The organism is Georgenia sp. M64 (assembly GCF_038049925.1).
GTDB lineage: Bacteria > Actinomycetota > Actinomycetes > Actinomycetales > Actinomycetaceae > Georgenia.
In genome coordinates this window covers 1,824,279-1,844,548 of the sequence record NZ_CP145809.1, presented here as the reverse complement: position 1 = coordinate 1,844,548, position 20,270 = coordinate 1,824,279, and the positions used below count along the sequence as shown (strand labels likewise).

General features: G+C 76.4%; 18 protein-coding genes. 14 read left to right on the top strand and 4 right to left on the bottom strand.

Going from position 1 to position 20,270, the window contains the following annotated elements:
- Window positions 1-106: 106 nt before the first annotated feature.
- From AAEM63_RS08350 to AAEM63_RS08315, 8 genes are all read left to right on the top strand, one after another.
- Entirely contained in the window at window positions 107-247 is a 141-nt protein-coding gene (locus tag AAEM63_RS08350) for a hypothetical protein (RefSeq protein ID WP_170175144.1), read from the top strand.
- A 10-nt stretch (window positions 248-257) separates the two neighbouring features.
- A complete protein-coding gene (locus tag AAEM63_RS08345; protein WP_341361078.1) occupies window positions 258-1,481 on the top strand; it encodes a zinc-dependent alcohol dehydrogenase in 1,224 nt (407 codons plus the stop codon).
- Window positions 1,478-3,124 (top strand): NAD-dependent epimerase/dehydratase family protein, encoded by a 1,647-nt coding sequence (locus tag AAEM63_RS08340; RefSeq protein WP_341361077.1) that lies wholly within the window; start codon window positions 1,478-1,480, stop codon window positions 3,122-3,124. The genes AAEM63_RS08345 and AAEM63_RS08340 overlap by 4 nt, the downstream gene beginning before the upstream one ends.
- Before the next feature lie 56 nt (window positions 3,125-3,180).
- Window positions 3,181-3,666 carry a DUF6328 family protein gene (locus tag AAEM63_RS08335; protein ID WP_341361076.1) on the top strand — a complete coding sequence of 162 codons (486 nt, stop codon included), beginning with the start codon at window positions 3,181-3,183 and terminating at the stop codon, window positions 3,664-3,666.
- Window positions 3,659-4,084 carry an alternative ribosome rescue aminoacyl-tRNA hydrolase ArfB gene (gene arfB, locus AAEM63_RS08330; RefSeq protein WP_341361075.1) on the top strand — a complete coding sequence of 142 codons (426 nt, stop codon included), beginning with the start codon at window positions 3,659-3,661 and terminating at the stop codon, window positions 4,082-4,084. The genes AAEM63_RS08335 and arfB overlap by 8 nt, the downstream gene beginning before the upstream one ends.
- A 32-nt stretch (window positions 4,085-4,116) precedes the next feature.
- Window positions 4,117-4,569, top strand: coding sequence for an isoprenylcysteine carboxylmethyltransferase family protein (locus tag AAEM63_RS08325; RefSeq protein ID WP_341361074.1), 453 nt, complete (start codon window positions 4,117-4,119; stop codon window positions 4,567-4,569).
- A 54-nt stretch (window positions 4,570-4,623) separates the two neighbouring features.
- A complete protein-coding gene (locus tag AAEM63_RS08320) occupies window positions 4,624-6,288 on the top strand; it encodes a substrate-binding domain-containing protein (protein WP_341361073.1) in 1,665 nt (554 codons plus the stop codon).
- A gap of 361 nt (window positions 6,289-6,649) precedes the next feature.
- Window positions 6,650-7,120 carry a hypothetical protein gene (locus AAEM63_RS08315; RefSeq protein WP_341361072.1) on the top strand — a complete coding sequence of 157 codons (471 nt, stop codon included), beginning with the start codon at window positions 6,650-6,652 and terminating at the stop codon, window positions 7,118-7,120.
- 21 nt (window positions 7,121-7,141) lie between these two features.
- Here the strand turns inward: AAEM63_RS08315 and AAEM63_RS08310 are convergent, their stop codons facing one another.
- A complete protein-coding gene (locus AAEM63_RS08310; protein WP_341361071.1) occupies window positions 7,142-7,420 on the bottom strand; it encodes a hypothetical protein in 279 nt (92 codons plus the stop codon).
- Window positions 7,421-7,481: 61 nt separating this feature from the next.
- Between AAEM63_RS08310 and AAEM63_RS08305 the strand changes: the two genes are divergently transcribed.
- From AAEM63_RS08305 to AAEM63_RS08295, 3 genes are read left to right on the top strand one after another with little or no spacing between them, the layout of a single operon-like run.
- Entirely contained in the window at window positions 7,482-8,462 is a 981-nt protein-coding gene (locus AAEM63_RS08305) for an AAA family ATPase (RefSeq protein WP_341361070.1), read from the top strand.
- Window positions 8,459-9,691: a DUF58 domain-containing protein gene (locus AAEM63_RS08300; protein ID WP_341361069.1), complete on the top strand. Its 1,233-nt coding sequence runs from the start codon at window positions 8,459-8,461 to the stop codon at window positions 9,689-9,691. The genes AAEM63_RS08305 and AAEM63_RS08300 overlap by 4 nt, the downstream gene beginning before the upstream one ends.
- On the top strand, window positions 9,688-12,066 hold the full coding sequence (locus AAEM63_RS08295; RefSeq protein ID WP_341361068.1) for a DUF3488 and transglutaminase-like domain-containing protein: 2,379 nt from the start codon (window positions 9,688-9,690) through the stop codon (window positions 12,064-12,066). The genes AAEM63_RS08300 and AAEM63_RS08295 overlap by 4 nt, the downstream gene beginning before the upstream one ends.
- On the opposite strand, the gene AAEM63_RS08290 is transcribed toward AAEM63_RS08295, so the two are convergent.
- Window positions 11,994-12,719 carry a DUF72 domain-containing protein gene (locus AAEM63_RS08290; RefSeq protein ID WP_341361067.1) on the bottom strand — a complete coding sequence of 242 codons (726 nt, stop codon included), beginning with the start codon at window positions 12,717-12,719 and terminating at the stop codon, window positions 11,994-11,996. The genes AAEM63_RS08295 and AAEM63_RS08290 overlap by 73 nt on opposite strands.
- Window positions 12,720-12,854: 135 nt before the next feature.
- Between AAEM63_RS08290 and AAEM63_RS08285 the strand changes: the two genes are divergently transcribed.
- Both AAEM63_RS08285 and pgi read left to right on the top strand, forming a co-directional pair.
- A complete protein-coding gene (locus AAEM63_RS08285; RefSeq protein ID WP_341361066.1) occupies window positions 12,855-13,784 on the top strand; it encodes a Gmad2 immunoglobulin-like domain-containing protein in 930 nt (309 codons plus the stop codon).
- A 121-nt stretch (window positions 13,785-13,905) separates the two neighbouring features.
- Window positions 13,906-15,531: a glucose-6-phosphate isomerase gene (gene pgi / locus AAEM63_RS08280; protein ID WP_341361065.1), complete on the top strand. Its 1,626-nt coding sequence runs from the start codon at window positions 13,906-13,908 to the stop codon at window positions 15,529-15,531.
- Window positions 15,532-15,615: 84 nt separating this feature from the next.
- On the opposite strand, the gene AAEM63_RS08275 is transcribed toward pgi, so the two are convergent.
- Complete coding sequence (locus tag AAEM63_RS08275) at window positions 15,616-15,879, bottom strand: hypothetical protein (protein WP_341361064.1); 264 nt, start codon at window positions 15,877-15,879, stop codon at window positions 15,616-15,618.
- Window positions 15,880-16,111: 232 nt separating this feature from the next.
- Between AAEM63_RS08275 and AAEM63_RS08270 the strand changes: the two genes are divergently transcribed.
- Window positions 16,112-17,464, top strand: a complete 1,353-nt coding sequence (locus AAEM63_RS08270) for a deoxyribodipyrimidine photo-lyase (protein ID WP_341361063.1) — start codon at window positions 16,112-16,114, stop codon at window positions 17,462-17,464.
- 275 nt (window positions 17,465-17,739) lie between these two features.
- Here AAEM63_RS08270 and hrpB read toward each other — a convergent pair whose 3' ends face one another.
- The gene (hrpB, locus tag AAEM63_RS08265; protein WP_341361062.1) at window positions 17,740-20,232 is read right to left on the bottom strand and encodes an ATP-dependent helicase HrpB; all 2,493 of its coding nucleotides are present in this window, start codon (window positions 20,230-20,232) and stop codon (window positions 17,740-17,742) included.
- Between the last annotated feature and the right edge of the window lie 38 nt (window positions 20,233-20,270).

Sequence of the window (20,270 nt, the reverse complement as noted above, 5' to 3'; positions counted from 1 at the left end):
CCTGAACGTAGGACGGTTCCCCGGCGTCGGCGACCCGAACGGTGATCGGGCTCCGGACCAGCGCCCCGAGATGCGCACCACGGGACCCGGTGCCACCGTGAGCACCATGAGCACACCATCGGAGCAGCCGTACGACCCCACCACCGACCCCGACGCCGACCCGGGCAGCCTGACCTCGCGCGAGGCGGCGGACCAGCCCGACCAGGCCGAGGGCGAGGACGACCCCGCCGAGACCGGCGGCAGCTGACGGACGACAGATGCGCGCACTGACCTGGCAGGGCAAGGAGGACGTCCGCGTCGAGGACGTCCCCGACCCGAGGATCGTCGAGCCGACCGACGCCGTCATCCGGGTGACGTCCACGGCGATCTGCGGCTCGGACCTGCACCTCTACGACGTCTTCGGGCCCTTCCTCGACGCCGGCGACGTGCTCGGCCACGAGCCGATGGGCGTCGTCGAGGAGGTCGGCCCCGAGGTCGCGCACATCCGCCCGGGCGACCGTGTCGTCGTCCCCTTCAACGTCTCGTGCGGCCGGTGCTGGATGTGCACCCGCGGCCTGCAGAGCCAGTGCGAGACCACCCAGAACCACGAGCACGGCACGGGCGGGTCCCTGCTGGGCTACACCAGGCTCTACGGGCAGGTCCCGGGCGGCCAGGCCGAGTACCTGCGCGTGCCCCAGGCGCACTACGGCCCGGTCCCCGTCCCCGACGACGGCCAGCCGGACGAGCGCTACCTCTACCTCTCCGACGTCCTGCCCACCGCGTGGCAGGCGGTCGAGTACGCCCAGGTGCCCCCCGGCGGGTCCGTCGTCGTCCTCGGTCTCGGACCGGTCGGGCAGATGGCCGCCCGCGTCGCCCGCCACCGCGGGGCGGAGCTGGTGATCGGGGTCGACCTCGTCCCCGAGCGTCTGGCGATGGCGCGCCGGCACGGCGTGGACACCCTGGACCTGCGTGAGGTCGACGACCTCCCCGACGCCGTCCGGGCACTGACCGGTGGCCGCGGGCCCGACTCGGTCATCGACGCCGTCGGGATGGAGGCACACGGCTCGCCCGTCGCCGAGGCGCTCCACGCCGGGGCGAACCTGCTGCCCGACGCCCTCGCCCGGCCGGTGTTCAAGAAGCTGGGGGTGGACCGCCTCGCGGCCCTCCTCACCGCGATCGAGCTGGTGCGGCGCGGTGGGACGCTGTCCGTCTCCGGGGTCTACGGCGGCGCCCGCGACCCCCTGCCGATGCTCCAGCTGTTCGACAAGCAGGTCACCGTGCGGATGGGTCAGGCGAACGTGCGTCGCTGGGTCGACGACCTCCTTCCGCTCGTCTCCGATGCCGCCGACCCGCTCGGCGTGCTCGACCTGCGCACGCACCGCATCGCCCTCGAGGACGCCCCGTACGGGTACGAGATCTTCCAGAAGAAGCTCGACGGCGCGATCAAGGTCGTGCTCGACCCGACCCTGCCGGCCCGCCGGACGGGGGGCACGGGCGCATGAGGGTCGTCGTCGTCGGGGCGACCGGCAACGCCGGCACCGCCGTCCTGCGCGCGCTGCGGGCCGAGCCGGCGGTCACCTCCGTGCTGGGCCTGGCGCGCCGGCTGCCGGACCGCGCGGCCGAGCCCTACGCCGACGTCGAGTGGGCCACGGTCGACGTCGGCGCCGAGACCGCCGGTCCCGGCGAGGAGGACGCGCTCGTCACCCGGCTCGCCGCGCACCTGGCGGGCGCGGACGCCGTCATCCACCTCGCCTGGCTCATCCAGCCCAACCACGAGCGGGAGGTCCTGCGCCGCGCGAACGTCGCCGGTACCCGCCGGGTGGCCGAGGCGTGCGTCCGGGCCGGCGTCGGGCACCTCGTGTGCGCCTCCTCGGTGGGCGCGTACTCCCCCGTCGACGACGACGTCCCCCGCGAGGAGTCCTGGCCGACCGGCGGGATCCCGACGTCCCACTACTCCGTGGACAAGGTCGCGCAGGAGCGGGTCCTGGACCGGGTGGCAGCGGCCCACCCCGACCTGGTCGTCTCGCGCCTGCGACCGGCCCTGATCTTCCAGGACGACGCCGGCGCCGAGATCGTGCGCTACTTCCTCGGACCGCTCGTCCCGGCCCCGCTGCTGGCGCCCGGCCGCCTCCCCCTCCTGCCGCTGCCGAGGGGTCTGCGCCTGCAGGTCGTCCACGCCGACGACGTCGCCCGCGCGTACGTCCAGGTGGTCGTGCAACGCGCGCCGGGAGCGTTCAACGTGGCCGGCGAGCCGGTCCTGCGCGCGGCGGACCTCGCCCGGGTGGTCGACCACGGCCGGTTCGTCGAGGTGCCGCCGGCGCCGCTCCGACGCGTCCTCGCCCTCGCCTGGCAGAGCCGCCTGGTCCCCACCGACGCGGGCTGGCTCGACATGGGCATGGGCGTCCCCCTGATGTCCACCGACCGTGCCCGGGCCGTGCTGGGCTGGCGGCCGCAGCACGACGCCGCCGACACCCTCGCCGAGCTCCTGGAGGGCATGGCGGCCGGCCGCGGCACGGCCAGCCCGCCCATGCGTCCCGCCGGCACCCCGGACACCCCCACGTCCGCCCCGTCGGCGTCGACCGCCGCGATCACGTCCCCCGGAAGAACCCCGAGCGCGCACGTCCCGCGCCACCTCGACGACGGGCTCCTCGGGCTCTACCTCTCCGACCACCTCACCGGCGCCACCGGCGGGCTGAGCCGGGCCCGGTTCATGGCCGAGCACTACGCGGACACGGCCCTCGCGCCGGACCTGCGGCGCCTCGTGAGCGAGCTCACCGAGGAGGTCGAGGTCCTCACCACGGTCATCGACGGTCTCGGCCTCCCGCGCCGTCGCCACCGCCAGGCGGCCGCGTGGGCCGGCGAGCGGGTCGGCCGGCTCAAGCTCAACCGCCGGGTGCTCTCCCGCTCCCCCATGACGCCGCTGCTCGAGCTCGAGCTCTTTCGCGGCGCCGTCATGGGCAAGCTCGGGCTGTGGCAGGTGCTCTCGCACCACGCCGCGGACCTGGGGCTGACCGCCGCCCGGTTCGACGCCCTCGCGCAGCAGGCCCGGGACCAGGCGGAGATGTTCGACCGGCTCCACGCGAGCGTGCGGGCCGAGGCGTTCGTACGCGGGGACGAGGTCGACGCCGGCACGGGCCGTAGGTGAGCCCCGGCGGCTCGGAGGACCTACCCTGGCGGCCTGGACATCACGGAGGAGGACGGGTGCGCGGCAGGGACGGCGGTCTGGAGAAGGGCCGGGACGAGACGCCCGAGGAGCGCTCGGACCGGAACTGGAACGAACTCCTCCAGGAGATGCGCGTCATGCAGACGGGCACCCAGATCCTCACCGGGTTCCTCCTCACGCTGCCCTTCCAGTCCCGCTTCACCGAGCTGGACGCGTTCCAGGTGGGCACCTACCTCGCGCTGGTGGTCCTGTCGACGATGACCACCATCGCCGTGGTCGCCCCGGTGAGCCTGCACCGCATCCTCTTCGGCAAGCGCCTCAAGCCCGAGACCGTCGACACCGGCAACCGCCTGGTCAAGGGCGGCCTGGCCCTGCTCGGGGTGGTCGTCGTCGGCGTCGTGCTGCTCGTCTTCGACGTCGTCACCACGCGCACCACGGCGCTCACGGTCGCCGGCGTGCTGGGTCTGCTCGTCTTGCTCGCCTGGCTCGTGCTGCCGCACGGCGTGCGCCGTCGCGATGCCTGATCCGCTGCGGGTCACCGGCAGGGTCGTCCTCGACCCCGCCGACCTGGCGTGGCGGTTCTCGCGCGCCGGCGGGCCGGGCGGCCAGGGCGTCAACACGACGGACTCGCGCGTCGAGCTCTCGTTCGACGTCGCCCGGTCCGCCGCGCTCAGCCCCGCTCAGCGCGAGCGGGTCCGGGCCGCGCTCGCCGCACGGCTCGTCGGCGACGTGCTGACGGTGGTGGCGTCCGAGCACCGCTCGCAGCTGCAGAACCGGCGCGCCGCCCAGGAGCGCCTGCTCGCCCTGCTGCGGGACGCGCTCGCCCCGCCGCCCCCGGCGCGGCGCGCCTCGCGCCCGTCCCGCGGCGTGCGGCGCCGCCGGGCGGAGGACAAGCAGCGCCGCAGCGCCACCAAGGAGCTGCGGCGACGCCCGCCGGACTGACGGCCGCCGGTCGCAGGTGGCACCCTGGGCGGATGGACCGTACGGACCTGCTCGTGGCCGGCCAGGCCGCCGCGCTCGCCGGCGTGCTGTGGCCCGGACGCGCCCGGTGGCGGCCCGCGCCCGCCACCCGCCGCCTCGCCTGGACGCTGACCCTGGCCGGCGGGGCCCTCTCGCTCGCCGGGCTCGCCCCGCACGGACGGCGGATCACCCCGCGTGTGCGCCCGCCCGCCGACGCCGGCCTCATCACCACCGGCGTCTACGCCCACACCCGCAACCCCATCTACGCCGGTCTGGCCACCGCGTCCTTCGGCGTGGCCCTGCTGCGCGGACGCCGAGGCCCGCTCGCCGCCGCCGCGCTCCTGGCCGGCGTCCTCGCCACGAAGGCACGGGTCGAGGAGGACGCCCTGCACCGCCACTTCGGCGAGCCCTACCGCCACTACGCCGCGCGCACCCCGCGGCTGGTGCCGGGGCGCCGTCCGCGCTGATGCCCCCAGAACGCGCGGTACCCCCGTCGCCGGGGCATCGTTAGGTTCACGGGCATGGGTCGGCACGACGACTCGCGGCGCAGCGGGCTGTGGTGGGTGGCACCCACCGCGCTCGTCGCTCTGCTCGTGGTCCTGGGCGGCATCGCCTGGGCGAACTGGCCGCGCGCCGACGAGCCCGCCGGCCGGGACAGGGCGGGCGGCCAGGCAGCCACCACCTCGGCGCCCGCCACGGCCACGGCAACCCCCTGCGAGGAGCCCGCCGAGGTGAGGGTGACCACGACGCCCGACCTGGCACCGGTCCTGGCGGAGGTGGCGGCTGAGATCGAGGAGGAGGCCTGCGCGACCTACGCGGTCACGGCGGCGCCCGCCGCGGAGACGGCCGCGCAGCTCACCGTCGCCACGGCCACCGGTCCGCACGTGTGGGTGCCGGACTCACCGGTCTGGGCTGAGCGCACCGCGGCCGCGCGTGGCGAGGCGCTCGAGGTGGGGCCGGTCCTGGCGACCAGCCCGGTCGTGATCGCGCTGCCGCGCGCGATGACCGAGGAGCTCGGCGGGGCCCAGCCCTGGCAGACGTTCCTCACCGGCGGGGTGGACCTGCTCATGGCCGATCCCGAGGAGTCCACCGCCTCCCTCCTCGCCCTGGTCAGCGCCGGGGAGGTGCTCGGCGGCACGCCCGAGGGCGAGCAGGCCCTGGGCCGCGCGACCATCGTACTCTCGCGGCAGGAGACGACGGAGGACGAGCTGTTCGACCGGGCGGACTCCCCCGACGCCGTCGCCTTCCCCGCCAGCGAGCAGCGGCTCTTCCGCCACCTCGCGGACAACCCGGGCGCCCCGCTGGTCGCCGTCGTCCCCGCCGAGGGGACCGGGTCGTTCGCGTTCCCCTTCGTCCGGGTCGCCGCGGCACCCGAACCCGCCGTGGCGGCGCTCGAGGAGGCCCTGACCGGCCCCGGCGGGCGCGCCGCGCTCGCCGCGGCCGGCTTCCGCGACGCCGACGGTGGGGGCTCCCCCGGTGTGCCGGGCGTCCCCGAGGACACCGAGCCGAGGCCCGATCCCACCGCGGGAGCCGTCGAGACGGCCCTGGCGTCGTGGCGCACCGTCGCGGTGGACATGCGCATGCTCGCCGTCATCGACATCTCCGGCTCGATGCTCGACGACGCGGGCGGGCGGTCCCGCATCGAGCTCGCGGCCGGCGCCGCCCAGGTGGCGATGCAGCAGTTCCCGCCGACCTCCCAGGTGGGCCTGTGGGCCTTCTCGACCGACCACGGCGAGGGTCGTGACTGGACCGAGCTCGTCCCGGTCGCCCGGATCGACTCCCCCGCCGGCGACGGGACCCACCGTGACGCCCTGCTGGCGGCGGCGCAGTCCCTGCCCGGCCGCGCCGACGGGGACACCGGCCTCTACGACACGGTGCTCGCGGCGTACCGCACGGTCCAGGACAGCTACGAGCCGGGCTTCGTCAACTCGGTGGTGCTGCTCACCGACGGCAAGAACGAGGACGACGACGGGATCAGCTTCGACCAGCTCCTCGCCGAGCTCCAGGCGGCCGGCGACCCGGACCGGCCCGTACCGGTCATCACGGTGGGCATGGGACCGGGCACCGACGAGACCGAGCTGCGGGTCATCTCCGCCCAGACCGGCGGGCGGAGCTACCTCGCCCAGGACCCGGAGGACATCGGCACCGTCTTCGTGGACGCCCTGCTGAACCGGCCCCGCCGCTGAGCCGACCGGACGCCGCCGAGCCGCCCGGACGTGGCGGGCGACCGCTCCTCGACGCGGTCCCGGACATGGAGGACGGCCCGCCGCGTGCCGGGGGAAGGCGTCGCGACGGGCCGTCGGTCGGGGTGTCCGCGTCAGCGGCAGGTGCAGCGCTGCTCCGTGGGAACGCCCGCGAAGACCTGGTCGACGTGCATGCCGCAGCCGGTCCAGGTGATCTTGCCACAGCTGTTGCATCGAGCGGGACTGCACATGGTTCTCTCCTCGGTCTCAGGAACGGGTACCGAACTTTTATACCCCAGGGGGTATGTGGTGTCCAGCCTACGCGAGGCGGAGTGACGTATACCCCATGGGGTATGGTGCGGTCATGGCTGTCCCGTCCGCCCCCGTCCCGCCCACCGAGGACACCGTCGTCACCCGCCTGGACCTCACCACGAACCCCGCCCTCGCCCCGGTCGCGGCGCCGCGCCTGCGCGACCAGTGGCCCGCCCGGCGGCTCCTCGTCGCCGCCGTGGCCGCGCCCGTCCTCGCCGTCGTGCTGGCCGCCGCCGGGGGCGGGTGGGACGGCCCGCCCGCGTGGAGCGCGCTCGTGCTCGCGGCCGCCGTCCTCGCGGCAGGCACGCTCGCCTCGTACGTCCCGCTCCCCGGCACCGGCAGGGTGGTCGACACCGGCTGCTCGACGTGCGCCGCCCTGGCGGCCGTCAGCGTGGTCTGCGCGGTGGTGACCCTGGCGAACAACCCCGCGCACGCCGTGCCCGGTGCGATGTTCGCCGTCTCCTTCGCCGCCTTCGGCCTCACGCAGCGGCTCGTCGGCCAGACGTCCTGCCCGACCGCCTGACCTGTCGGCGGGCGCTGCCCGCTAGGCCGTCCACCCCAGGACGAGGTCACCGACGTACATCGTCACGAGCCACACAGCCGCCAGGGCGAAGGGCAGGGCCAGGACCCGCCCGGGATGCGGGCGGAACCACCGGACCGCGAGGACCAGGGCCACCACCCACACCACGACGAGGGCGACCACCGCCCACCCCGGGGCCAGCAGCCCCGACGAGAGGAAGACCGGCAGGAGCACCAGCAGCAGGAGGACCCCGGCGACGGCGGCGGCGCCGCGGCCGGCGTCGCGCGCCCGGTGATGGGCCATCCCCGCAGCCTAGACGTCCCGATCCCTTCCGTGCGGGCTGCCGATGAGGCACGATCGGGCCATGGACCCGGTTGTCACGGAGACGGTCGACGTCGATCTCGACCGGCTGCACGCCGTCGTCGGCTCCGCCCGGGCCGCGATGTCGACCGTGGTCGAGGGTAAGGAGGAGGCGGTCGCCACCACGCTCACCGTCCTCCTCGCGGGCGGCCACCTCCTCGTCGAGGACGTCCCCGGCGTGGGCAAGACCCTCCTGGCCAAGACCCTCGCCCGCACGGTCGACGGCACGGTCCGGCGCATCCAGTTCACCCCCGACCTCCTCCCGAGCGACATCACGGGGGTGAGCGTGTTCAACCAGGACACCCACACCTTCGAGTTCCGCCGGGGGGCCGTCTTCGCCAACGTCGTCGTCGGCGACGAGATCAACCGGGCCTCGCCCAAGACCCAGTCGGCGCTGCTCGAGGCCATGGAGGAGCGGCAGGTGACGGTCGACGGCCGCACCCACCACCTCCCCTCCCCCTTCATCGTCATGGCGACGCAGAACCCCATCGAGATGGAGGGCACCTACCCCCTCCCCGAGGCGCAGCGCGACCGGTTCATGGCCCGGATCTCCATGGGCTACCCCTCGGCGTCGGCCGAGCTGCGCATGCTCGACACGCACAGCGCCCACGACCCCCTCGCCGAGCTCGAGCCGGTCACCGACGCCGCCACCGTCGCCGACCTCGTCCAGGAGGTGCAGCGCCTGTACGCAGGCGCCGCGGTGCGCCAGTACGTCGTGGACCTCGTCGCCGCGACACGGACGAGCCGCTACCTGCGCCTGGGCGCCTCGCCCCGCGCAGGTCTGCACCTGCTGCGCGCCGCGCGGGCCCACGCCGCCCTGCGCGGGCGTGACCACGTCCTCCCCGAGGACATCCAGGAGCTCGCCGTCCCGGTCCTCGCGCACCGTCTCCTCCTCGCCGGCGAGGCCGAGCTCGCCCTCCTCACCCCCGCGGACGTCCTGGGGGCGCTCCTGGCCGACGTCCCGGTCCCCGACCGCGCCCGATGAGGAGCCCGCGCCTGACGACCCGGGGACAGTCGTTCCTGGCCGCGGGACTGACGATCTCCCTGGTCGGCATGGTGCTCGGGTTCCCCGACATCACCCGCATCGGCGCCCTGCTCGCCGTGCTGCCGGTCCTGGCACTGGTCGCCGGGTGGCGGCGCACGCCGCAGATCTCGGTGCGCCGGACCGTGAGCCCCACCCTGCTGCGACCGGGGCAGAGCGCCGACGTCCACCTCGACATCCGCAACACCGGCACGACCTCGACCGTCCTGCAGCTCGCCGAGGAGCACCTGGACCCTGCGCTGGGCCGCCCCCCGCGCCTGCTCCTACCCGACATGCGCCCCGGCGAGCACCACCAGGCGTCCTACCGGGTGCGCGGTGCCACCCGGGGGGGCTACCGGGTCGGCCCGCTGAGCCTGCGCCAGGAGGACCCGTTCGGCCTGACGACCTCGCGGCTGCAGCTGCACGCCACCGCCGACGTCGTCGTCCTCCCCCGGGTGGAGGAGCTCGACCCGGCGGTCCTGCGCCGGCTCGGCGTCGCCGGCGAGGGGGTCCTGCCCCACTCCGTGGGGACGCAGGGCGAGGACGACGCCAGCACGCGCTCCTACCGCGAGGGCGACGACCTGCGCCGCATCCACTGGCCCGCCACGGCCCACCGCGGCGAGCTCATGGTGCGCCAGGAGGAGCGCCACGCCCGCCGCCGCGCCGTCCTCGTGCTCGACCCGCGCCCCGCCGCCCACCGCGGGAGCGGCGAGGACAGCTCCTTCGAGTGGGCCGTCAGCGCCCTGGCCTCGGCCGCGGTGCACCTGCACCGGCTGGGTTTCTCGCTCGTGCTGGCGTCGGCGGGGACCGCCGCCGAGGGCCTGGCCCGCGAGCCGCTGCCCGTCCAGGCCGTCCTGCGCCACCTCGCCCTCGCCCGCGCCGACGACGGCGACCTCACCGGGGTCCTGCGCGCCGCGCGTCACGCCCGGGCGGGGATGGCCGTCGCGGCCGTGGCCGACGGCCTCGGCGAGGACCTCCCGCGCCTGGTCGGCGTCCGGCCACCGGGCGGGGTCGGCCTCCTGCTGCTCCTGGACACCGCCACCTTCACCTCCGCCACCGTGCCCGGCCGCCGCACCCAGGAGGCGGCCACGCGGGCCCGGGCGGCGGGCTGGCACTGCCACGTCACCCGGCACGGCGAGAGCGTCCACCGGGCCTGGGACGAGGTCACGCGCGGCGAGCGGGTGCGCTCGTGAACGAGCGCAGCCGCTGGCCCGACGCCCTCCTCGCCGCCCTCGCGACCGCGGTGGCGAGCTGGTCGGTCACCCCGCTCCTGCGCGAGCAGCCCTGGGTCGGACCGCTGCTCGTCGTCCTGGCGACCGTGGCCGTGACCGGCAGCGCCGCACGGGCCCTGCGCCTGCCGGCGCCGGCCGTCCTCGCGGTCCAGGGGACCCTCGCGACGCTCGTCCTCTCCTGGCTCCTGGTGCCCGGCGACCACCTCTACGGCCTGCCCACCTCCCGCACCCTCGCGGCCGCAGCGGCCCTGTGGACCGAGGGCCTCACGACCGTCCGTGACGAGCAGGTCCCGGCGCCGGCCACGGCCGGTCTGGTCCTCCTCGTCGTCGCCGCTCTCGCCGCGGTGGGGCTGGCCGTGGACGCGATCGGGGTGACCGGCCGGTCGCCGGCGCTCGCCGGCGTCCCGCTCCTCGTGGTGGGGACGGTGACGGCCTCGAACACCGGCGACGCCCTGCACCCGTGGTACTTCGCCTCCACCGCCGTCGTGTGGCTGCTGCTGGTCGCGCGCGAGGGGCTCGGCACGGTGCGGGGCTGGTCCACCGCCCGCACGGACGAGCTCACCACGTCGGTCTGGCTCGGTCCCGCCGTCGAGCGCAGCCGGCGGCGCTACTCCCAGCGAGGACGCGTCCTCGTCGCCGCCACCGTCGCGCTGGCTGCCGTCCTCCCGGCGGTCGTCCCGCACCTGCCACCGACGACCGTGGTGGAGGGCCTGGCCCGGGCGGCCGGGGGGGCGCGGGGTCCGGTGACCTTCACCGAGACCCTCGACCTGGCCCAGGACCTCACCTCCCGCAGCGAGGCCCCGGTGCTGCGCTTCCGGACCGACTCCAGCCGCCCGAGCCCCCTGCGGGTGACGGTGAGCAGCCGGTACGAGGACGGGCGGTGGCTGCCCAGTGCCCGCCGCATGGGCGACCCGCCGCCGCCCGAGCCCCTCCTGCCCGTCGGCGTCGAGACGGAACCGTGGTCGATGACCGTCCTGCTCAACCGGCTCAGCGCCCCCCAGGTCGCCATGCCGCACCCGCTCGTCGCCGCCGACGTCGGGGAGATCGCGTGGGGCCTGGACGCCGCCACCGGCACCGCCCTCGTCACCGACCAGCCCGCCAGCTACGAGGCGACGTCCTACCGGACGGTGGGCAGCCTCCCGCCCGGGACCGGCGCCTGGACCGTGCCGGAGCTGGGCGACCCCGACCTCCTCGGCGTCGACGACGCGTCCCGGGAGACCGTGACCGCCCTCGCCCGGGAGATCACCGCCGGGAGCACCAACCAGGTCGACGCCGCCACCGCCATCCAGGCCTTCCTCAGCAGCGAGGCCTTCGTCTACAGCCTCACCCTGGCCGACCCCGTCGTCGGCCCCGACGGCGCGGAGCTCGACCCGGTGAGCCACTTCCTGGCCACCCGTCGCGGCTACTGCACGCAGTTCGCCACCGCCATGGTGATGATGGCCCGGGCGAGCGGCATCCCCGCCCGGCTCGCCGTGGGGTTCCTGCCGGGCGAGCAGGACGAGGACGGTGCGTGGACCGTCGTCGCCGCCGACGCGCACGCCTGGCCCGAGCTCTACGTGACCGGCCTGGGCTGGACCCGGTTCGAGCCGACGCCGGCCGAGCGGGCGGGCAACCGGCCCCTGTACTTCGTCCAGGACGCACCCGAGACGGCCGAGGTCCCGGGCTCGACCGCCGCGCCGGTGGTCCCCGACCGGACGGCCCCGGGGCTCGACGCCGGCGACGTCACCACGGTGGGCACGACCTCCTCCTGGACCGACCGCGTCCGTGGCCTGCTCCTGCCCGCCCTCGCGGTGGTCGTCGCGCTGGCCGCGCTCCTCCTCCTGGTACCTCTCGCCGGCCGGCGCGCACGGACCGCGCCGCTGCGACGCGCCGAGGACGACGCGGACCGGGTCGAGGGGCGGTGGCACCTGCTCGTGGCCTCGTTGCGCGACCTGGGCGTCGACGTGCCCGTGGGTGCGAGCCCCCGACGCTCCCGGGAGCTGCTCGTCGGGGCCGCAGCGCTGCACGGCGCCGGCGCCGAGGCGCTCGCGCGGATCACCGACCGGGTCGAGCGCGTGCGCTACGCACCCGGCCCGGTCCGTGAGGGCGCCATGACCGCCGACGTCGAGACCGTCCTGGCCGAGGTCAGGGCGGTGGCCTCGCGCCGCGCCCGGCTGCGGGCCGCCCTCGTGCCGGTCACCGGCGTCGACCGGCTGGCCGCCCTGGCCGCCGGTGCGCGCGCCGCGACGGCCGCGACGGCCCGGCGGGTCGGCTCCGTCGGGCTTCAGCCGTCCAGCAGCTCGCGGAGCCGGCCGGCGTTGCGCACGGCGTTGCCGCCGCCGTCGTTGTTGAAGTAGGCGAAGACCTCCCGGCCCGCCCCCTCCCACTCCCGGAGCCGGTCGGCCCACCACCGCAGGTCGTCGTCGGTGTACTCCCCCGCGTAGAGGTGGTGGTGGTCGGGCCCGTGGAGGCGGACGTAGACGTGCGGCGCGGTGGCGCGCAGCAGGCACGGCAGACCCGCGCCGCTCATCACGCAGTAGGCGGCGCCGTGGTGCTCGAGCATTCCCAGCACGGCCTCGTCGTGCCAGCTCGGGTGGCGCATCTCGACCGCCACCCGCATCCACGGCGGGAGCCGGCCGAGGAAGTACCCGAGCCGGGCGTCGTCGCGCTCGAGCCCGGGCGGGAGCTGGACGAGCACCACACCCCGGCGCGGTCCCAGGGTGTGCCACGCCGCCGCAAGGCGCTCGACCCAGGGCTCGGGGGCGTACAGGCGCCGGGCGTGGGTGAGCCCCCGGGGCGCCTTGACCGAGAGGAGGAAGCCCTCGGGCGTGCGGCGGCGCCAGCTCGCGAACGCGGCCTCGCGCGGCCAGCGGTAGAAGCTGGCATTGAGCTCGACCGTGCCGAACCGCTCGACGTAGTGCGCCAGCCGGTCGCGCGGTGGCGAGCCCGGGGGGTACAGCACCCCGTCCCAGTGGTCGTAGCTCCAGCCCGACGTCCCGACGTGGATCACCCGCGGCCCCCTTCCGCGGGCGAGCCTACGTCTCCCAACAGCCGCCCGCAGCGGCCCGGCGGTGCCACACTGAGAGGGTGCGGCCCGCGCTGCTCCGGCCGTCCGGCCGCCCGCCACCGCACCGAGGAGGCTGCCATGGCCGGATCCCTTCGACGACGGGGACCGGTCGCCGCCCTCGTCCTCGTCCTGGCGGCATGCACCGACGTCGACCCCGGCACCGACCCGACGACGAGCGCGCCGCCGCCGCCCACCCCCACCGCCACCGCCACCGCCACCGCCACCGCCACCGCCACCGCCACCGACGAGCCCACCACCGAACCCGCGGAGCCGACCACGGAGCCCGCCACGGAGCCCGCCGGGACGGACGAGGTGCCGGTGTACTTCGTCGTGGACACGCGCAACGGCATCCGCCTGGCGCGCGAGCTGCGGGAGGTCGACGGCGACCCCGTCGTCGGTGCCGTCGAGACGATGGTCGCGGGACCGCAGGACCCCGACTACACGACGACGTGGGACCCGGCCACCGAGGTCCTCGGCGTCGAGGACGACGACGGCACGCTCGTCGTGGACCTCTCCGCCGAGGCCCGCACCGCGAACGTGGGCTCCGAGGGCGCCGCCATGATGGTCCAGCAGCTCGTCCACACGGTCCTCGGCGCCGCCGGCGCCGAGGACGCCGAGGTCCTCCTCCTCATCGACGGCGAGCCGGCCGGTGAGGTGTGGGGCACGCTCGTCTGGGACGAACCGGTCGCGGCCGAGGACCCCCTCGACGTGCGCCAGCTCGTGCAGATCGACCGGCCCGCCGAGGGCGCGGAGGTCACCTCGCCGGTGACCGTCTCCGGCGAGGCGGCAGTCTTCGAGGCCAACCTGCCGTGGCGGGTCCTCGACGACGCCGGCACCGAGGTCGAGGCGGGCTTCACGATGACGAGCGAGGGCCAGACCTTCGCGCCCTTCTCCTTCACGGTGGAGCTCGACCCGGGGACCTACACGGTGGAGATCATCGAGGACGACCCCTCCGGCGGCGCCGGCGGTGAGCCGACGGTCGACTCCCGCACCGTCACCGTCGGCTGAGCCCACCCGCGCCGCGGGTTCGTCCCGGCGCGCTCACCGCGCCATGATGGTCCTCGTCAAGGCCGGGCCGGACCCGGCGGACCGACGAGGCCGGGGCCAGCCCGGCGGAGGAGCGCGCCCCGTGAGCCGACCCGACATCTCCACCACCCCCGCCTGGCAGGCCCTGGCCGCGCACGCGGCGACCACCGGCGACGCGCACCTGCGGGACCTCTTCGCCGCCGACCCCGAGCGGGGCACGCGTCTCGTGGCCGAGGTGGGCGACCTCTACGTCGACTACTCGAAGAACCGGGTGACCGACGAGACGCTCGCGCTTCTGGTGGACCTGGCCCGGGCCGCCGGGCTGCCCGAGCGCACCGAGGCCATGTTCCGCGGCGAGCACATCAACACCACGGAGGACCGCGCCGTCCTGCACACCGCCCTGCGCGCCCCGCGCTCGACCGAGCTCGTCGTCGACGGCCAGGACGTCGTCGCCGACGTCCACGCCGTCCTCGACAAGATGGCCGCCTTCGCCGAGCAGGTCCGCTCCGGGGCCTGGACCGGCCACACCGGCGCGCGCATCGCCACGGTGGTCAACATCGGCATCGGCGGCTCCGACCTCGGGCCCGCGATGGCCGCCGGTGCCCTGGCGCCCTTCAGCCACCCCGGCATCCGGTCGCTGTTCGTCTCCAACGTCGACGGCGACGACATCGCGGACGCGCTCGACGGCCTCGACCCCGCGAGCACCCTCTTCGTCGTCGCGTCGAAGACCTTCACCACCATCGAGACCATCACCAACGCCCGCACGGCCCGCGCCTGGCTGGTCGAGGGCCTCGGCGACGACGCGGCGGTCGCCAAGCACTTCGTCGCGGTCTCCACCAACGCCACCGAGGTCGCCGGGTTCGGCATCGACACGGCCAACATGTTCGGGTTCTGGGACTGGGTCGGGGGTCGGTACTCGTTCACCTCGGCGGTGGGCCTGTCGCTCATGATCGCCATCGGCCCGGAGCGCTACCGGGAGATGCTCGACGGGTTCCACACCGTCGACGAGCACTTCCGCACCACCCCGCTCGAGCGCAACGTCCCTGCGCTGCTGGGTCTGATCGGGATCTGGTACCGCAACTTCCTCGGCGCGGCCACGCACGCGGTCCTGCCGTACAACCAGCACCTCGCGCGGTTTCCCGCCTACCTCCAGCAGCTCGACATGGAGTCCAACGGCAAGTCCGTCACCGTCGACGGCGAGCCCGTGCGCGTCGAGACCGGCCCTGTGGTGTGGGGTGAGCCGGGCACGAACGGCCAGCACGCGTTCTACCAGCTCATCCACCAGGGCACCCAGCTCGTCCCGGCGGACCTGCTCGGCTTCGTCCGGCCGGCCGTGGAGATCGACCCGCACCACGACCTCCTCACCGCGAACCTCCTCGCCCAGGCCGAGGCGCTGGCCTTCGGCAAGACGGCGGACGAGGTACGGGCCGACGGCGTCGCCGGGGACCTCGTGCCGCACCGGACGTTCGCCGGCAACCACCCGACCACGATGATCCTGGCGCCGGCCCTCACGCCGTCCGTCCTCGGCCAGCTCGTCGCCCTGTACGAGCACCGGGTGTTCACGCAGGGCGTCGTGTGGGGCATCAACTCCTTCGACCAGTGGGGGGTCGAGCTCGGCAAGGTCCTCGCCGGGCGGATCGTGCCGGAGCTGGCCGGGGACGACGAGCCCGCCCACGACTCCTCCACCAACGCGCTCATCCGCCGCTACCGCGAGCAGCGGCGCGCGTAGCGCGTCGGGCGGTCCGGGTGAGAGGCGCGCGTCGCGTCCGGCGCGGCGCTGCACGGCACTCGCGCCACAGCAGTCGCGCCGTCCTCACCGGCGGGTGACGTCCCGGGCGGGCACCCACACCCCGCGGTAGGCCGACCGCGGGTCACCCACCGCCACGAGGACGAGCGGCGACGTCCAGGCGGTGGCGACGGTCTCCACCAGCTCCTCCCCGTCGTCGGCCCACACGAGCCGGACGACGACGGGGACCGGCGCCGAGGCGGTCGTGAAGCGCCCGGGCACGCCACGGCTGTTGAGGATCCTCTGCCGGCCCGCCCACCACGGGGCGACGCCGTCCGCCCCGACCGTCATGTCGGCTATCGTACGCCTGTTCGACGCCGGGCCCGACGCCCCAGCAGTCCCGGGCCGACGTCCCTCGCGGTCCGGCGCCGGGCTCCTCTGCGGTCCCGAGCCGTCCTCCTCGCGGTCCGAGCCGTCCTCCTCGCGATCCTGCGCCGGCGTCCTCTGCGGTCCCCGGCGCAGGAACCCCGTCTGCCGTCTCGGCCCAGGGGCGCGGGGCCGCAGGCGCGGATAGTGTCCGGACGTGTCCACCACCGTCCTGTGGTTCCGCCGCGACCTGCGCCTGCGGGACCACCCTGCCCTGCTCGCCGCCGCGGCGGCGGGCCCGGTGGTGCCGGTCTTCGTCCTCGACCCGGCCTTCGACGGCGCGGGCGCGGCCCGGCGCGAGGCGCTCCACGCGGCCCTGCGGTCGCTGCACGAGGCCACCGACGGCGCCCTGGTCGTGCGGCGCGGCCGACCCGAGGAGGTCCTCCCCGCTCTCGTCCGCGAGACCGGGGCGGCCGCGGTGCACGTCACCCGGGAGACCACCCCGTACGGGCGGCGGCGCGACGCCGAGGTGGAGCGGTCGCTCGGGGTGGACCTCGTGGCCACCGGCACCCCCTACGCCGTCGGGCCCGGGGTCCTGCGCAAGGCAGACGGCACCCCCTACCGCGTCTTCACCCCGTTCTCCCGGGCCTGGCGCGACCACGGTGCGCCCTGCCCGGCGCCCCTGCCCGCGGTCCGGTGGGGCGCGGCGCCCGAGGACGCCGCGGGCGGGCGCGTCCTCGCGGACCCGGACGCCGACCGGGCCGGAGCGGCGGGCGAGGACGCCGCCCTGCGCCGGTGGGAGGCATTCCTCGACGACGGGCTCGAGCGTTACGCCGAGCGCCGGGACCGGCCGGACCTCGCCGGCACGTCGCGCCTGTCGGCCGACCTCAAGCTCGGCACGGTCCACCCCCGCACGCTGCTCGCCGACATCGCCGCGCACCCGGCGGGCGGCGGCAGGGGCGCGCAGACCTTCGTCAGCGAGCTGTGCTGGCGCGAGTTCTACGCCGACGTCCTCCACCACCACCCCGCCTCGGCATGGGCCGACCTGCGCTCGGACCTCGGGTCGCTCGTGTACGACGACCCCGCCACCGAGCCCACGACGACCCGGTTCGAGGCGTGGCGGGCCGGACGCACGGGCTACCCGTTCGTCGACGCGGGCATGCGCCAGCTCCTCGCCGAGGGATGGATGCACAACCGGGTCCGCATGGTCACGGCGTCCTTCCTCGTCAAGGATCTCCACGTGTGGTGGCCGCACGGTGCCCGACACTTCCTCGACCTCCTGCGCGACGGCGACATCGCCTCCAACAGCCACGGGTGGCAGTGGACCGCCGGCACCGGCACGGACGCCGCGCCCTACTTCCGCGTCTTCAACCCGGTGACGCAGGGCCTGCGGTTCGACCCCGACGGCGGCTACGTGCGCCGGTACGTCCCCGAGCTCGCGCACCTGGCCGGCGCCGCCGCGCACGAGCCCTGGCGCCACGGCGGGGCACCGGGGTACCCCGAGCGGGTCGTCGACCACGCCGCCGAGCGGGCGGAGGCGCTGGCCCGCTACGAGGCCGCCCGCCGCTGACCGAGCCGCTCGCCCGCTACGGCTCCGCCCGACGGTGAACGGACCGGCCGGCGGCGGCGGTCCGCTGCACGACCGATCCCTCCGTCGCCGAGCGATCACCCCGTCGCCGAACGATCCCGGTAGACCACTCTCACTCGGCGACGGGGTGATCAGCGGCGGGAGGCGGCGGCCTCCGTCTGCCGGAGTCCGCCCAGCCGGTCCGCGCGGGGCGTGCTCCCACGGCCGCTTTCCCCTCAGGCACGCCGGGGCCGGCCGGCGCCGCGGCTGCGTTCCCCTCAGGCACGCCGGGGCCGCCCGGTGCCACGGGTGGGCGCCGCGGTGAGCGGGTCCTCCGGCCACGCGTGGCGCGGGTAGCGCCCGCGCAGCTCGGCCCGCACCTGGGCGTACCCGGTGGCCCAGAAGGACGCGAGGTCGTCGGTGACCGCGGCCGGGCGACGGGCCGGGGAGAGCAGGTGCACCAGCACCGGCACCCGCCCACCGGCCAGACGCGGGGCCTCCTGCCAGCCGAAGACCTCCTGGATCCGGGCCGCCAGCACAGGCCGCTCCCCGGTGTAGTCCACCGCGGCGGACGAGCCGCTGGGCAGGGCCACCCGCTCCGGGGCGAGCTCGTCCAGGCGGGCGGCCTCGGGCCAGGGCAGGAGCCGGCGCAGGGCACCGAGAAGGTCGAGCCGCCGCAGGTCGCCGGCGCCCCGGACCCGGGCGAGGTCGGGGCCGAGCCAGGAGTCGAGCCCGGTGAGCAGGGCGTCGTCACCGACGTCGGGCCAGGGCTCGCCCAGGGCGCGGTGGAGGAACGCGAGCCGGGCGCGCAGGGCCCGGGCCGCCGCCGACCACGCGAGGGTGTCGAGGCCGTCGCTGCGCAGCGCCTCCCGCACGGCGCCGACCACCTGGGCGGGACCCGGGTCGAACGGGGTCGAGGTCAGCTCCACCGCCCCGAGGGCGAGGGTCCGGCGGGCGACGACCCGGCCCTCCCAGCGCACCTCCTCCTCCTCGTGGAGCGTCGCGCCGGCCGCCTCCAGGGCGAGGTCCTCGTCGACGGGGACGGCGGAGCGGATGAGGGCGTCGCGCCGCCCGGCGGTGCGCTCGGCGTCCGCGACCGCGAGCCAGGGCGAGCCGGCCAGGCCCGAACCGGGCGGCAGGACCGCCCCCGTGCCCGAGACCATGAGGTACCCCGACCCGCCGGGACGCAGCCGGGCCAGGCGGTCGGGGTGGGCGAGGGCGACGACGAGCCCGACGGCGAGGTCGTCCGGCAGCGCGGCACCCGGCGCGTCGTCGGACCGGCCACGCCGCTCGTCGACGATGGTGCGCAGGCGCCGGGTCTGCGTGGCCCACGTGGCCGACTCCGGGCCGCCGCGGCGCAGCGCTCGCAGGGCCGCGACGAGGTCCCCGCCCGCGGAGGACTCGGTCAGCAGCGCCACCGCCTCGGCCGCGCGCCGGGCGCCGAGCACCGGGGCGGCGTCGAGCAGCGCCCGGGCCAGGCGCGGGTCCGCCGGGACCGCGGCGATCGCCCGCCCGCGGGCGGTCACCGCGCCGGCGTCGTCGAGGGCCCCGAGCCGGCGCAGGGTCGCCCGGGCGGCCTCCGTCGCGGCGGGGGGCGGCGGGTCGAGCAGGGCCAGGTCGCCCCCGCCCCAGCACGCGACCTCGAGGACGAAGGACGCCAGGTCGGCGGTGGCGATCTCCGGGGCGGGGTGCTCGCGCAGCCCGGCGTGCTCCGCCGGCGACCAGCACCGGTACACGGCGCCGGGGCCCTCCCGGCCCGCCCGCCCGGCACGCTGCTCGGCCGCGGCCCGGCTGACCCCCACCGTGACCAGCCCGGCCAGACCCCGGCGGTGGTCGGTGCGCGGCTCGCGGGAGAACCCGGCGTCGACGACCACCCGCACGCCCGGGACGGTGAGGGACGACTCCGCCACCGCGGTGGACAGCACCACCCTCCGGCGCGGGCCCGGGTCGAGCGCGCGGTCCTGCTCGGGTCCGGGCAGGCGGCCGTGGAGGGGGCGGACGTCGGCGTCGACCCCCGCGAGCCGGCGGGCCACCGCGCCGATCTCAGCGGCGCCGGGCAGGAAGACGAGCACGTCGCCGGACCGCTCCGCCAGTGCCCGGCGGACCGTCGCGGCCACGTGACCGAGGAACGCCGGGGTCACCCCCCGGTGGTCCGCCCGCGCTGCGGGCGGCGGGCACCACAGGATCTCGACGGGGTGCAGGGCGCCCGTCACCGAGACCACCGGGACCCCCTCGCCGAGCAGGGCGGCGGTCCTCGCGGCCTCGACGGTCGCGGACATCGCCACGAGCGGGAGGTCCGGGCGCAGGTTGGCGCGGACGTCCACGAGCAGCGCCAGGGCGAGGTCGGCGTCGAGGTGGCGCTCGTGGACCTCGTCCAGGACGACCGCTCCGACGCCGGGCAGCTCGGGGTCGCGCTGGAGCCGGCGCATCAGCACCCCGGTGGTGACCACCTCCACGCGCGTGCGCGGCCCGACCACGCGGTCACCCCGGACGCTGTAGCCCACGGTCGCTCCGAGGGGCTCGCCCAGCAGGTGCGCGAGCCGGCGGGCCGCTGCCCGGGCGGCGACCCGCCGGGGCTGGGTGAGGACGACCGTGCCCGGCACGTGCGCGGCGAGCGCGGGCGGCACGAGGGTCGTCTTGCCGGTGCCCGGCGGGGCCTGGACGACGGCGGCGCCACGGTCGCGCACGGCGTCGACGAGCTCGGCCAGCGCGCCCGCAACGGGCAGGTCGGGCGGGTCGGCGAGCAGCCGGGCGAGGGGGTCGACGGGCACCTTCGGTAGTGTGCCCGCAACGCGCCCCCCGCGCGGAC